The sequence below is a fragment of the Paracoccus aestuarii genome (genome assembly GCF_028553885.1).
Lineage (GTDB): Bacteria > Pseudomonadota > Alphaproteobacteria > Rhodobacterales > Rhodobacteraceae > Paracoccus > Paracoccus aestuarii.
In genome coordinates, this window is the sequence record NZ_CP067169.1 from 2,418,675 (window position 1) to 2,430,666 (window position 11,992).

14 protein-coding genes and 1 pseudogene are annotated in these 11,992 nt (G+C 68.1%); 11 read left to right on the forward strand and 4 right to left on the reverse strand.

Translation table 11 applies throughout. From position 1 onward, the window contains the following. The first annotated feature begins 411 nt into the window (after positions 1-411). From JHW48_RS12280 to JHW48_RS12305, 6 genes are all read left to right on the forward strand, one after another. Positions 412-627, forward strand: a complete 216-nt coding sequence (locus JHW48_RS12280) for a hypervirulence associated TUDOR domain-containing protein (protein WP_170152346.1) — start codon at positions 412-414, stop codon at positions 625-627. A 38-nt stretch (positions 628-665) separates the two neighbouring features. After that, on the forward strand, positions 666-1,445 hold the full coding sequence (locus tag JHW48_RS12285; RefSeq protein ID WP_119887366.1) for a 23S rRNA (adenine(2030)-N(6))-methyltransferase RlmJ: 780 nt from the start codon (positions 666-668) through the stop codon (positions 1,443-1,445). 61 nt (positions 1,446-1,506) lie between these two features. Next, complete coding sequence (locus tag JHW48_RS12290) at positions 1,507-1,800, forward strand: FtsB family cell division protein (RefSeq protein WP_119887367.1); 294 nt, start codon at positions 1,507-1,509, stop codon at positions 1,798-1,800. 84 nt (positions 1,801-1,884) lie between these two features. Further along, the gene (gene pdhA, locus JHW48_RS12295) at positions 1,885-2,919 is read left to right on the forward strand and encodes a pyruvate dehydrogenase (acetyl-transferring) E1 component subunit alpha (RefSeq protein ID WP_119887368.1); all 1,035 of its coding nucleotides are present in this window, start codon (positions 1,885-1,887) and stop codon (positions 2,917-2,919) included. Positions 2,920-2,934: 15 nt separating this feature from the next. After that, positions 2,935-4,320 carry a pyruvate dehydrogenase complex E1 component subunit beta gene (locus JHW48_RS12300; protein WP_119887369.1) on the forward strand — a complete coding sequence of 462 codons (1,386 nt, stop codon included), beginning with the start codon at positions 2,935-2,937 and terminating at the stop codon, positions 4,318-4,320. 12 nt (positions 4,321-4,332) lie between these two features. Then, entirely contained in the window at positions 4,333-5,655 is a 1,323-nt protein-coding gene (locus tag JHW48_RS12305) for a pyruvate dehydrogenase complex dihydrolipoamide acetyltransferase (protein WP_119887370.1), read from the forward strand. Between the two features lie 39 nt (positions 5,656-5,694). On the opposite strand, the gene JHW48_RS12310 is transcribed toward JHW48_RS12305, so the two are convergent. The 4 genes and pseudogenes from JHW48_RS12310 to JHW48_RS12325 form a co-directional block, all read right to left on the reverse strand. Beyond that, entirely contained in the window at positions 5,695-6,465 is a 771-nt protein-coding gene (locus JHW48_RS12310; RefSeq protein WP_119887371.1) for a division plane positioning ATPase MipZ, read from the reverse strand. 70 nt (positions 6,466-6,535) lie between these two features. After that, on the reverse strand, positions 6,536-7,024 hold the full coding sequence (locus JHW48_RS12315; RefSeq protein WP_336390887.1) for a DMT family transporter: 489 nt from the start codon (positions 7,022-7,024) through the stop codon (positions 6,536-6,538). An 85-nt stretch (positions 7,025-7,109) separates the two neighbouring features. Then, positions 7,110-7,487, reverse strand: a pseudogene (locus tag JHW48_RS12320) (EamA family transporter); the annotation flags it as partial. A gap of 54 nt (positions 7,488-7,541) precedes the next feature. Continuing rightward, positions 7,542-8,387: a LysR family transcriptional regulator gene (locus JHW48_RS12325; RefSeq protein ID WP_119887372.1), complete on the reverse strand. Its 846-nt coding sequence runs from the start codon at positions 8,385-8,387 to the stop codon at positions 7,542-7,544. A gap of 97 nt (positions 8,388-8,484) precedes the next feature. Here JHW48_RS12325 and JHW48_RS12330 point away from each other — a divergent pair, with 97 nt between their 5' ends. The 5 genes from JHW48_RS12330 (at position 8,485) to rpsP (ending at position 11,947) form a co-directional block, all read left to right on the forward strand. Beyond that, on the forward strand, positions 8,485-9,072 hold the full coding sequence (locus JHW48_RS12330) for an FMN-dependent NADH-azoreductase (protein WP_119887373.1): 588 nt from the start codon (positions 8,485-8,487) through the stop codon (positions 9,070-9,072). A 165-nt stretch (positions 9,073-9,237) separates the two neighbouring features. Beyond that, the gene (gene ffh, locus JHW48_RS12335) at positions 9,238-10,734 is read left to right on the forward strand and encodes a signal recognition particle protein (RefSeq protein WP_272835607.1); all 1,497 of its coding nucleotides are present in this window, start codon (positions 9,238-9,240) and stop codon (positions 10,732-10,734) included. Then, a complete protein-coding gene (locus tag JHW48_RS12340) occupies positions 10,731-11,273 on the forward strand; it encodes a GNAT family N-acetyltransferase (protein ID WP_119887518.1) in 543 nt (180 codons plus the stop codon). The genes ffh and JHW48_RS12340 overlap by 4 nt, the downstream gene beginning before the upstream one ends. Further along, on the forward strand, positions 11,270-11,566 hold the full coding sequence (locus JHW48_RS12345) for a chorismate mutase (RefSeq protein ID WP_119887517.1): 297 nt from the start codon (positions 11,270-11,272) through the stop codon (positions 11,564-11,566). Before JHW48_RS12340 ends, JHW48_RS12345 begins: the two co-directional genes overlap by 4 nt. A gap of 27 nt (positions 11,567-11,593) precedes the next feature. Then, positions 11,594-11,947 carry a 30S ribosomal protein S16 gene (gene rpsP / locus JHW48_RS12350; RefSeq protein ID WP_119887516.1) on the forward strand — a complete coding sequence of 118 codons (354 nt, stop codon included), beginning with the start codon at positions 11,594-11,596 and terminating at the stop codon, positions 11,945-11,947. Positions 11,948-11,992 lie beyond the last annotated feature (45 nt).

An 11,992-nucleotide genomic window follows, 5' to 3' on the forward strand; every position in this document is an offset into this window, starting at 1 on the left:
ACCCGATGCGCCCGGTCCTCTCCTCCTCCCTCCCGGACCCGGCGCTTGCGGCACGGCCCTCCTCCTCCCTGGCCATGCCGCATCCCATACGCGGCCCCTCCTCCTCCCTGGGCCAGCGTTCAGCGGCGACCTCCCCTCCTCCTCCCTGGAGGTCGCCGCGCCCTCACATAGCCGCCCCATCTGCGGCACACGGATGCGCCCGGTCCTCTCCTCCTCCCTCCCGGACCCGGCGCCTGCGGCACGGCCCTCCTCCTCCCTGGCCCTGCCGCACCCCATACGCGGCCCCTCCTCCTCCCTGGGCCAGCGTTCAGCGGCGACCTCCCCTCCTCCTCCCTGGAGGTCGCCGCGCCCTCCCGCAGGAACCCGCCCCATGATCCGCGCATTGACCCCGACAGCATGTCGGAGGTCGCGATGAGTCTGCGCAAAGGGTCCAAGGTCGAATGGAAATGGGGCAACGGCACCGCCACCGGCAAGATCGCCGAGACCTTCACCGAAAAGGTCGAACGGACGATCAAGGGCAACACCGTCACCCGCGATGCCAGCAAGGACGACCCCGCCTATCTGATCGAGCAGGATGACGGCACCAAGGTGCTGAAATCCGCATCCGAGGTCAGCCGCGCCGACTGACCCTTTCCGGGCGGCGGGAAACGCGCTATCGGGGCGGCATGCTCAGCTATCAACACGGCTATCACGCGGGTAACCTGGCCGACCTGCATAAACATGCGCTGCTGGCCTGGGCGATGGATTACCTGACCGCCAAGGACAAGCCACTCTCCTACTTGGAGACCCATGCGGGTCGCGGCCTCTATGACTTGGGATCGGACCAGGCGCAGAAGACGCAGGAGGCCGCGCAGGGCGTCGACCGCGCCATCACCGGCGGCTGGCTGCCGGGGGATCACCCGCTGATCGGGGCGCTGGACGCCATCCGTGCCGTCCGGGGACCGCGCGCCTATCCCGGATCGCCGCTGATCGCCGCGCATTTCCTGCGCCCTGACGACCGCGCCCATCTGGCCGAACTGCATCCCGGCGAATACGAGGCGCTGCGCGCGGTGGCGGGATTCGCCACCACCCATCACCGCGACGGGTTCGCGATGGCCAACGCCCTCTGCCCGCCCGATCCGCGCCGCGGGCTGCTGCTGATCGACCCCAGCTACGAGGTGAAGGCCGATTACGAATCCGTTCCCCGCCGCATCGCCCAGATCGCGCGCAAGTGGAACGTGGGGATCATCGCGCTGTGGTATCCGCTGCTGACCGACAACCGCCATCTGGCGATGACCGCGCGGCTGGCCGTCGATCATCCCGATGCCCTGATCTCGGAGGTGCGCTTTGCCCCCGCCCGGCCCGGCCATTCCATGGTGGGATCGGGGATGTGGGTGCTGAACCCGCCTTGGGGCATGGCGGACGAGGCCCGCCGCCTGCAGGCGATATTCGACCGCCACGCCTGACGGGGGCTTTCCCCCCGCACCCGGCCTGTGGCAGGATCGCTGCGCGACAAGGAACTGCCCCATGCCCCAAAGACTGTCCATCGGCGCCACCGTCTTTCTGGTCCTGACGGTCCTTCTGGGCCTCTATTTCGCCTTTGCGGCTGTGCAGGGGCCGTCGGGCATCCTGCGCCGCATCCAGATCGAATCCGAGACGGCCGAGCTGGCCGAGGCCCGCGACGCCCTGCGCGCCGAGGTCACGCGGATGCAGAACCTGACCCGCCGCCTGTCCGACGACTATCTGGATCTGGACCTGCTGGACGAACGCGCGCGCGAGGTGCTGGGCGTGTTGCGGGCGGATGAAATCATCCTCCGCTAGGCGGCATTGCACGGGTTGCGGCGATGCGCTACGGATAGTTTAACGCTGAACTATTCCGACCACGCTTCCAGGAGGATACGCCGCATGGCCAGGAAACCGAGCTCCCAACCCGAGACGCAGGCGAATGTCTCGAAGGACGAGCTTCTCCAGTATTACCGCGACATGCTGCTGATCCGCCGGTTCGAGGAAAAGGCCGGCCAGCTTTACGGCATGGGCCTGATCGGCGGCTTCTGCCACCTCTATATCGGCCAGGAGGCCGTCGTCGTCGGCCTCGAGGCCTGCGCGAAAGAGGGCGACAAGCGCATCACCTCCTATCGCGATCACGGCCACATGCTGGCCTGCGGGATGGAGGCGCGCGGCGTCATGGCCGAGCTGACCGGCCGCGAGGGCGGCTATTCCAAGGGCAAGGGCGGCAGCATGCACATGTTCAGCCGCGAAAAGCATTTCTACGGCGGCCATGGCATCGTGGCGGCGCAGGTGCCGCTTGGTGCGGGGCTTGCCTTCGCCGACAAGTATCTGGGCAATGACAACGTCACCTTCACCTATTTCGGCGACGGTGCGGCCAACCAGGGCCAGGTCTACGAGACCTACAACATGGCCGAGCTGTGGGACCTGCCGGTGATCTTCGTGATCGAGAACAACCAGTATGCCATGGGCACCAGCGTCAAGCGTTCCACGAAATCGACCAGCCTCTTCGGCCGGGGCGAGGCCTTCGGCATCCCGGGCGAACAGGTGGACGGCATGGACGTGCTGGCCGTGAAGGCCGCCGGTGAAAAGGCCGTGGCGCATTGCCGCGCGGGCAAGGGCCCCTACATCCTGGAGGTCATGACCTATCGCTATCGCGGCCATTCCATGTCCGACCCCGCGAAATACCGCACCCGCGAGGAGGTCCAGAAGATGCGCGACGAGCGTGATCCGATCGAGAACATCCGCGAGATGCTGCTGACCGGCAAGCACGCGACCGAGGAGGACCTCAAGGCGCTGGACAAGGAAATCAAGGACATCGTCAACGATTCCGCCGAATTCGCCAAGGAAAGCCCGGAGCCCGCGCTGGATCAGCTGTGGACCGACATCTATGCCGACGACCTGCCCCAGGGCAGCGCCGAAGAACACGCCTGAGGGGGGTGACACGCAATGGCAACCGAAATCCTGATGCCCGCTTTGTCCCCCACGATGGAGGAAGGCACCCTGGCCAAATGGCTGAAGAAGGAAGGTGACGCCGTCAAGTCCGGCGACATCATCGCCGAGATCGAGACGGACAAGGCCACGATGGAATTCGAGGCCGTGGACGAGGGCGTGATGGGCAAGATCCTGGTGGCCGAGGGCACCCAAGGCGTCGCCGTCAACACCCCCATCGCCGTCCTGGTCGAGGAAGGCGAATCCGCCGACGACATCGAGGCCCCCAAACCCGCCGAGAAGCCTGCCGAGGCCAAGAAGCCCGAGACCGAGGATGCCTCGACCCAGCCCGGCGAATCCGCGGTGGAAAAGGTGAAGACGCCCGAACCCGACCGCAGCCCCGACTGGCCCGAAGGCACCAAGATGAAGACCATGACCGTGCGGGAAGCCCTGCGCGAGGCCATGGCCGAGAAGATGGAGCGCGACGAGACCGTCTTCCTGATGGGCGAGGAGGTGGGCGAATACCAAGGCGCCTACAAGATCAGCCAAGGTCTTCTGGACAAGTTCGGCCCGCGCCGTGTCGTGGACACGCCGATCTCCGAGATCGGCTTTGCCGGCATCGGCACCGGCGCCGCGCTGGCCGGCCTGCGTCCGATCGTCGAATTCATGACCTTCAACTTCGCCATGCAGGCCATCGACCATATCATCAACTCGGCGGCCAAGACGCTCTACATGTCCGGCGGCCAGATGGGCTGCCCGATCGTCTTCCGCGGCCCGAACGGCGCGGCGGCCCGCGTGGGCGCCCAGCACAGCCAGGACTATGCCGCCTGGTATGCTGCGATCCCCGGCCTGAAGGTGGTGATGCCCTACAGCGCCGCCGACGCCAAGGGCCTGATGAAACAGGCGATCCGCGACCCGAACCCGGTGATCTTCCTCGAAAACGAGATCCTCTATGGCCGCTCCTTCGAGGTGCCGGACATGGACGATTTCACCATCCCCTTCGGCAAGGCCCGCATCGCGCGTCAGGGCGATGACGTGACCATCGTCAGCTTCGGCATCGGCATGGCCCACGCGCTGGAGGCCGCCGACACACTGGCCGAGGAGGGCATCAATGCCGAGGTCATCGACCTGCGCACGCTCCGCCCGCTGGATTACGACAGCATCCTGGCCTCGGTGAAAAAGACCAACCGCCTGGTCACCGTCGAAGAGGGCTTCCCCGTCGGCGCCATCGGCAATCACATCTCGGCCTGGGTGATGGAGAACGCCTTCGATTATCTGGACGCGCCGGTGATCAACTGCACCGGCAAGGACGTGCCCATGCCCTATGCCGCCAATCTGGAAAAGCACGCGCTGATCACGCCCGCCGAGGTCGTCGAAGCCGTGAAAAAAGTCACCTACAAGTAAGGGAGCAGCGCGATGCCCACGGAAATCCTGATGCCCGCGCTCTCGCCCACCATGGAGGAGGGCACGCTGGCCAAATGGCTGGTGAAGGAAGGCGACGAGGTGAAGTCCGGCGACGTGATCGCCGAGATCGAGACCGACAAGGCCACGATGGAATTCGAGGCCGTCGATGAGGGCCGCATCGGCAAGATCCTGATCGAGGAAGGCGCATCGGGGGTCAAGGTCAACACCCCCATCGCCGTCCTGCTGGAGGATGGCGAGGAGGCCGGCGACATCGACGCCCCGAAGGCCCCCGAGGCGAAACCGGACGCGCCCAAGGCGGATGCCGAACCCGGCCCCGCCGACAAGGGCTATGGCGGACCGATCGGCGCGCCCAAGGATGCCGCCGTGCAGGGCGGCAAGGACGGAAGCCGCATCTTCGCCTCGCCCTTGGCGCGGCGCATCGCGGCCGACAAGGGGCTGGACCTGTCCCAGATCACCGGCAGCGGCCCGCGCGGCCGGATCGTCAAAGCCGATGTCGAGAATGCCAAGCCCGGCACGGCCCCCGCGCCCGAGGCGAAGGCCGAGGCGCCCAAGCTCGCCCCCGCCGCGGCAGCCCAGCCCCCCAAGGGGCCGTCCGCCGACGCGGTCCTCAAGATGTATGCCGACCGCGAGACGACCGAGGTCGCGCTGGACGGGATGCGCCGCACCATCGCCGCCCGCTTGGGCGAGGCGAAACAGACCATCCCGCATTTCTACCTGCGCCGCTCGGCCAAGCTGGACGAGCTGATGGCTTTCCGCGCCACGCTGAACAAGAAGCTCGAGGGGCGCGGCGTCAAGCTGTCGGTCAACGACTTCGTCATCAAGGCCTGCGCCCTGGCCCTGCAGGAGGTGCCGGACGCCAACGCGGTCTGGGCGGGCGACCGGATCCTGAAGCTGAAACCCTCGGATGTCGCGGTCGCCGTGGCGATCGAGGGCGGGTTGTTCACCCCGGTCCTCAAGGATGCGGAATCCAAAACCCTCTCGGCGCTCTCGGCCGAGATGAAGGATCTGGCGGGCCGCGCGAAATCGAAAAAGCTGGCGCCCCATGAATATCAGGGCGGCAGCTTCGCGATCAGCAATCTGGGCATGTTCGGCATCGAGAATTTCGACGCCGTCATCAACCCGCCCCATGGCGCGATCCTGGCCGTGGGCGCCGGCATCCCGACCCCCGTGGTCGAGGATGGTGAGGTCGTCATCCGCAACGTCATGTCCATGACCCTGTCGGTCGATCACCGGGTCATCGACGGCGCGCTTGGCGCGCAACTGCTGCAGGCGATCGTCGCCCATCTGGAAAACCCGATGGGCATGCTGGCCTGATCGGCCCCGGGCGGGGCCACGCAGGACCCCGCCCCGCCGTCAGAAGGCGATCCTGACGCCGGGCAGGCGCAGCTCGGCGATCAGGTCGCGCAATTCCTGGCGGGCGGCGATATGGGACATGCTCATCGTCTCGCCGCCCGCATCCTTCAGGTCCAGCAGCGTCAGCCCGTTGGGAAACAGCTCGCGAAAGACCACGCGTTCGGAAAATCCCGGCGCCACGCGAAAGCCGATGCGCCGCGACAGATCGGCCAGCGCGCCGCCGACCTTGCGCTTGTTGTGCATCTGCTGGCTGCCGAGGCGGTTGCGCAGCACCAGCCAGTCGATCGGCCCCGCTCCCGCCTGACCCCGCATCTGGCGCGCGTTCCAGACCATCTCGGCATAGATCGACGGGCCCTGAACCTCCCCCTCGGGCGAGATCCGCGCCAGCAGGTCGAAATCGACGAAGCTGTCATTCATCGGCGTGATCAGCGTGTCCGCCAGGCTGTGCGCCATCTGGCTGAGCCGGGTATGCGAGCCGGGGCAGTCCAGCAGGATGAAATCGCAATCGCGCTCCAACGCCTCCAGCGCGGGGGTCAGGGGGTCGGGGCCGTCGCCGGGCCGGCCCAGCAGGGGCGTGGGCAGGTCGATCCCCATGCGGCGGCAAAAGGCCGTGCGGTTCTCCAAATAGCGGCCGAAGCTGCGCTGGCGGACATCCAGGTCCAGCCCGCCGACGCGGTGGCCCATCCGCGCCAGCGCGGTCGCCACATGCATCGAGGTGGTGGACTTGCCCGACCCGCCCTTCTCGTTCCCGACGGTGATGATATGTGCCACGCGCGGCCCCCTGCCCTGCCCTTGGCGGGAAACCTAGCGGATGGGATCGCGGGCGTCGATGCCCGCGCCGTCAGGCCCGGCCCGGCGGGTGGCGGCCCAGCAGCCGCCCGTCGATCATCGCCAGCCCCAGCCCGATCACCGCCATGCCCAGGATCTGGGCCGGGCCCAGGGTCTCGGCCAGAAACAGCCATGCCAGCAGGATCGCCGAGACCGGAACCAGAAAAGTCACCAGCGAGATGTTCGTGGCCCCCGCCCGCGCTAGGATGCGGAAGAACAGCACATAGGCCAGCCCCGTGCAGACCACCCCCAGCACCGCGACGGACAGCCAGATGCGCCCCGGCAGCGGCGGCGGCGGCCCGTCATGGATCAGCGCCAGCGGCAGCAGCACGAGGCTGGTCGCGGTGACCATGCCCGCCGCCGTCACCACCGGATCGACGGCCCGCGCGCGAAACCGGCGCCCGAAGGTGTTGGCGAAGGCATAGCTGACCGCCGCCCCCAGCATCGCCAGCTGCGGCAGGACGCCATGCGCCTGGCCCGCGACCTCGTCCAGCCCGATCATCACGGCCACCCCGCAGCGCCCCCGTCGCCACGCCCATCAGGCGCAGCGCCCCCGCCCGCTCATCCGCCAGCAGCAGGGTCGAGACCAGCACCGTGAAGAGCGGCGTCGTCGCGTTCAGGATCGAGGCCAGCCCCGCCGGGATCGACCCCTGCGCCCAAGCGATCAGCGCGAAGGGGATGGCGTTGTTCAGCACCCCCATCACCAGGAACGCCCCCCAGAGGCCCGCGCCCCTCGGCAGCGCCCGCCTTGTGACCCAGACGATCCCCCACAGCACCAGCGCCGCGATGGCCACCCGCAGCGCCACGATCCACAGCACCGGCAGAAACGGCACAATCACCCCGATCAGGAAGAACGACCCGCCCCAGATCACCGACAGCAGGATCAGCAGGCCCCATTCGGCCGCCCCCATCTGGGCGCTGATGCCCGGCGGGGTCTGGTTCAGGGCGTTCGCGGTGGCGGTCATGGCGGGCTCCGGTTGCCTGCACAACGTGCAACGCCGCCGCGGCAAAGGAAAGGGTCAGTCGTCGCGCAGCGCCGCCAGCGCGGCCTGGACCTTGGGCGTGCGGTGCAGGTCCACATGGGTGACCAGCCACAGCTGCGACTGCCATTCCTCCATGCTCAGGGCCGGGACGAGGTCCGCGGCCAGGCTGTCGGGCAGCACCCCCGCGGCCAGCCCGGCGCGGATCACCGCCGCCCGCGCCACCGCGTCATTGGCTGTCATGACGATGTTCTCCGGCCCGATCCGGTCCTGCAGCCAGCGCATGAAGGGCGCGCCCCGCGCCATCGGGCCGGGCAACACAAAGCGGTGGTCGCGCGGATCCCTGATGGTCCCATGCCGCGCCAGATAGGCCTCGGAGGCATAGAGCGTCGTGTCCATCACCCCAAGCGCGCGCACGACGTAATCGGGCTCCTGCGGCTTGGGGCCGCCGCGGATGGCGACATGCGCCTCGCCCGCATCCAGGCGGAACAGGCGGGTATCGGTGACATAGGTCAGCCGCAGGTCGGGATGGCGGGCCAGCAGCGCGCTCAGCCGCGGCAGGACCAGATCGCCCAGCTCGGGCAGCGAGGTGACGATCAGCTCGCCCTCGATCCGTTCGGCGGCGCCCGCGATGCGCGCGGCCATCTGGGCGAAACGCTGATCGGCGGCCGTTGCCGCCTCCAGCAGGGTGCGCCCGGCCTCGGTCAGGGCATAGCCGCGGGTGTGGCGCTGAAACAGCCGGGCCTGCAGCGCCGTCTCCAGCGCGTCGATGCGCCGGATGACGGTCGCATGATGCACCCCCAGATCCTGGGCCGCGCCGCTGACCGTGCCCATGCGCGCCACGGCCAGCGCCACGCGGATATCGTCCCAGGATTCGATCTGCATGTGCATCCCCGCACAAGTGTTGCGCGACTATCGCCCTTTCGTTCGCCGGTGCATAGACCTAAATCTGCTGCAACGCAGAAAACCAATGGAGCCCGCCATGAACATCCTGCATCTCGACAGCGCCATCACCGAAGACGCCTCGGTCTCGCGCCAGCTGACCGCCCAGATCGTCGATCGCCTGCGCGACGCCAATCCCGGCGCGACCGTCACCCGCCGCGACTTGAACGAAGGCGTGCCCGCCATCGACAGCACCTGGTTCCGCGCCGTGCGCGTCGGCACCGACAGCCCCACCGCCGAGGAACAGGACCGCATCCGCACCTCGGACACACTGCTGGCCGAGGTCCAGGCCGCCGACACGCTGGTGATCGGGCTGCCGGTCTACAACTTCTCGCTGCCCGCGACGCTGAAGAACTGGCTGGACCAGATCGCACGGGCTGGCGTCAGCTTCCGCTATACCGCCGAGGGCCCGGAGGGCCTGCTGACCGGCAAGCGCGCCATCGTCGCCTATACCGCCGCGGGCACGCCGATGGGGTCGGATCTGGACCATGCCTCGGGCTATCTGCGCCACATGCTGGGCTTTCTGGGCATCACCGACGTGACCTTCGTACCCGCCGACGGGCTGGCCTTCGACCGCGATGCGGGCATGGCCCGCGCGCAGGCGGCGATGGACGCGCTGGCGGCCTGATTATGATCCCGCCCTCCAAGGTTGACTTGGGGGGCGTTCTTTCGTAAACGATCCCGGATTCCCGGAAGGTTGGCCTTCCGGTCCCTGCGCAGGCCGTGGGGATCGCCCCCCGTCAGCGCGTCGCGCCCACGGGGGCATTCGTGTTTTGGACCAGGAGGCCCGACGATGTTCGAGAACCTTTCCGACCGTTTGGGCGGCGTCTTCGACCGGCTGACCAAGCAGGGCGCCCTGACCGAGGATGACGTCACCGCCGCCATGCGCGAGGTCCGCGTGGCCCTGCTGGAGGCCGACGTGTCCCTGCCGGTGGCGCGCGGCTTCGTCAAGGCGGTCACCGCCAAGGCCACGGGTGCCGCGGTCACGAAATCGGTCAGCCCCGGCCAGCAGGTCGTCAAGATCGTCCATGACGAGCTGATCAAGGTCCTGTCGGGGGACGAGGATGCGGGCGCGCTGCGCATCGACAACCCGCCCGCCGCCATCCTGATGGTCGGCCTGCAGGGTTCGGGCAAGACCACGACCACCGCGAAACTGGCCCTGCGCCTGAAGGACCGCGAAAAGAAGCGCGTGCTGATGGCGTCGCTGGACACCAACCGTCCCGCCGCGATGGAGCAGCTGGCCATTCTGGGCCAGCAGATCGGCGTCGACACGCTGCCCATCGTGCCGGGCCAGACCGCGACACAGATCGCCACCCGCGCCAAGACGCAGGCGGGTCTGGGCGGCTATGACGTGGTCATGCTGGACACCGCCGGTCGCCTGCATATCGACCAGGCGCTGATGGACCAGGTCCAGCAAGTCCGCGACATCGCGCAGCCGCGCGAGACGCTGCTGGTCGTCGACGGCCTGACCGGCCAGGATGCCGTGAACGTCGCCACGGAATTCGACGCCAAGGTCGGCGTCACCGGCGTGGTCCTGACCCGGATGGACGGCGACGGGCGCGGCGGCGCGGCCCTCTCGATGCGCGCCGTGACCGGCAAGCCGATCCGCTTCGTGGGTCTGGGCGAAAAGATGGACGCGCTGGAGACCTTCGACGCGCAGCGCGTCGCGGGCCGCATCCTGGGCATGGGCGACATCGTGGCCTTGGTCGAGAAGGCCCAAGCTGTGCTGGAGGTCGAGCAGGCCGAGCGCATGATGAAGCGGTTCCAGAAGGGCCTCTTCAACATGAACGACCTGCGCGGCCAGCTGGAGCAGATGCAGAAAATGGGCGGCATGCAGTCTGTCATGGGCATGATGCCCGGCATGCAGAAGATGGCCAAGCAGGCCGAGGCCGCGGGCTATGATGACAAGGTCATCCGCCACCAGATCGCCCTGATCAATTCGATGACCAAGAAGGAACGCGCCAATCCGGACCTGCTGCAGGCCAGCCGGAAAAAGCGCATCGCCGCGGGTGCGGGTCTCGACGTGTCGGACCTGAACAAGCTGCTGAAGATGCAGAAGCAGATGGCCGACACGATGAAGAAGCTGGGCAAGATGGGCAAGGGCGGCATGCTGAAGCAGGCCATGCGCGCCATGACAGGCAAGGGCGGCGGCCTGCCCGACATGGACAACCTCGACCCCGCCAAGATGGCCGAGGCGCAGAAGATGCTGGCCGATCCCAAGGGCCTGGGCGGTCAACTGGGCCGCGCCGGGCTGCCGGGCGGGCTGGGCGGGATGTTCGGCAAGAAATGATCACCCTGTCCCCCACCCCGGCCCTCGAGACCGAGCGCCTGATCCTGCGCGCGCCGCAGGGCGGCGACTGGCCGCATTGGCGCAGCTTCTATCAGTCCGACCGCGCGCGCTTCGTGGGCGGCGGCGTGACCGAACCCAAGCCCGGCGCCTATTGGCGCGCCTTCGGCCATCTGACCGGCCATTGGGTGATGCGCGGCTTTGGCATGTTCGTCTTCTGCCACAAGGGGCAGGAGGACATGCCCCTGGGCATGGTCGGCCCGTGGTATCCCGATGGCTGGCCCGAGCGCGAGTTGGGCTGGACCGCCTGGTCGCAGGCGGTGGAGGGCAAGGGTCTGGTGGCCGAGGCCGTGCGCGCCGCGCGCGAGCACGCCTTCCGCGATCTGGGCTGGACCACCGCCGTCAGCTATATCGACCCGGAGAACGCCCGTTCGATCGCGCTGGCCGAACGGCTTGGGGCGGTGCGCGACCGGGGGGCCGCCACGCCGGTCTTCGATCACCCCTGCATCGTCTATCGCCACCCCGCCCCGGAGGCCGCATGACCGACGCCACCGCCCGCGCCGCGGCCCTGCTGAAGGACCACCGCGCCAGCATCGACCGCCTGGACGCGATCCTGGTCTATACGCTGGCCGAGCGCTTCAAGCACACCCAATCCGTCGGCCGCCTCAAGGCCGACCACGACCTTCCGCCGTCCGATCCCTCGCGCGAGGCAAGCCAGATCGAACGCCTGGAACGCCTCGCGCGCGAGGCCGATCTCGACCCGGAATTCGCGCGCAAATTCCTGACCTTCGTGATCGCCGAAGTCATTCGGCACCACGAGCATTATCAGTCCTGACCGGACGACAACCCAAGGAGACTATCCATGTCCATGAAGATCCGCCTGGCCCGTGGTGGCAGCAAGAAGCGCCCGCATTACGCCATCGTCGCCTCCGATTCGCGCATGCCGCGCGACGGCCGCTTCATCGAGAAGCTGGGCACTTACAACCCGCTGCTGGCCAAGGACAGCGAAGACCGCGTCAAGATGGACGTGGAGCGCATCCAGTACTGGCTGGGCCAGGGCGCGCAGCCCACGGACCGCGTCGCCCGCTTCCTGGAGGCCGCCGGCGTCAAGGAAAAGACCGAGCGCAAGAACATGAAGAAGGCCGAGCCGGGCAAGAAAGCCAAGGCCCGCGCCGAAGAGCGCGCCAAGAAGGCCGCTCCGGCCGACGCCGAGTGATCCTGCTGGCGGGGGCGACCCCGCCAGTCTGCCTTTCGGGGGACT

Excerpts from the sequence above, each read along its gene's own strand:
- JHW48_RS12280 (WP_170152346.1), top strand. The coding sequence starts at position 412 with ATGAGTCTGCGCAAAGGGTCCAAGGTCGAATGGAAATGGGGCAACGGC.
- JHW48_RS12285 (WP_119887366.1), top strand. The coding sequence starts at position 666 with ATGCTCAGCTATCAACACGGCTATCACGCGGGTAACCTGGCCGACCTG.
- JHW48_RS12290 (WP_119887367.1), top strand. The coding sequence starts at position 1,507 with ATGCCCCAAAGACTGTCCATCGGCGCCACCGTCTTTCTGGTCCTGACG.
- pdhA (WP_119887368.1), top strand. The coding sequence starts at position 1,885 with ATGGCCAGGAAACCGAGCTCCCAACCCGAGACGCAGGCGAATGTCTCG.
- JHW48_RS12300 (WP_119887369.1), top strand. The coding sequence starts at position 2,935 with ATGGCAACCGAAATCCTGATGCCCGCTTTGTCCCCCACGATGGAGGAA.
- JHW48_RS12305 (WP_119887370.1), top strand. The coding sequence starts at position 4,333 with ATGCCCACGGAAATCCTGATGCCCGCGCTCTCGCCCACCATGGAGGAG.
- JHW48_RS12315 (WP_336390887.1), bottom strand. The coding sequence starts at position 7,024 with ATGATCGGGCTGGACGAGGTCGCGGGCCAGGCGCATGGCGTCCTGCCG.
- JHW48_RS12325 (WP_119887372.1), bottom strand. The coding sequence starts at position 8,387 with ATGCAGATCGAATCCTGGGACGATATCCGCGTGGCGCTGGCCGTGGCG.
- JHW48_RS12330 (WP_119887373.1), top strand. The coding sequence starts at position 8,485 with ATGAACATCCTGCATCTCGACAGCGCCATCACCGAAGACGCCTCGGTC.
- ffh (WP_272835607.1), top strand. The coding sequence starts at position 9,238 with ATGTTCGAGAACCTTTCCGACCGTTTGGGCGGCGTCTTCGACCGGCTG.
- JHW48_RS12340 (WP_119887518.1), top strand. The coding sequence starts at position 10,731 with ATGATCACCCTGTCCCCCACCCCGGCCCTCGAGACCGAGCGCCTGATC.
- JHW48_RS12345 (WP_119887517.1), top strand. The coding sequence starts at position 11,270 with ATGACCGACGCCACCGCCCGCGCCGCGGCCCTGCTGAAGGACCACCGC.
- rpsP (WP_119887516.1), top strand. The coding sequence starts at position 11,594 with ATGTCCATGAAGATCCGCCTGGCCCGTGGTGGCAGCAAGAAGCGCCCG.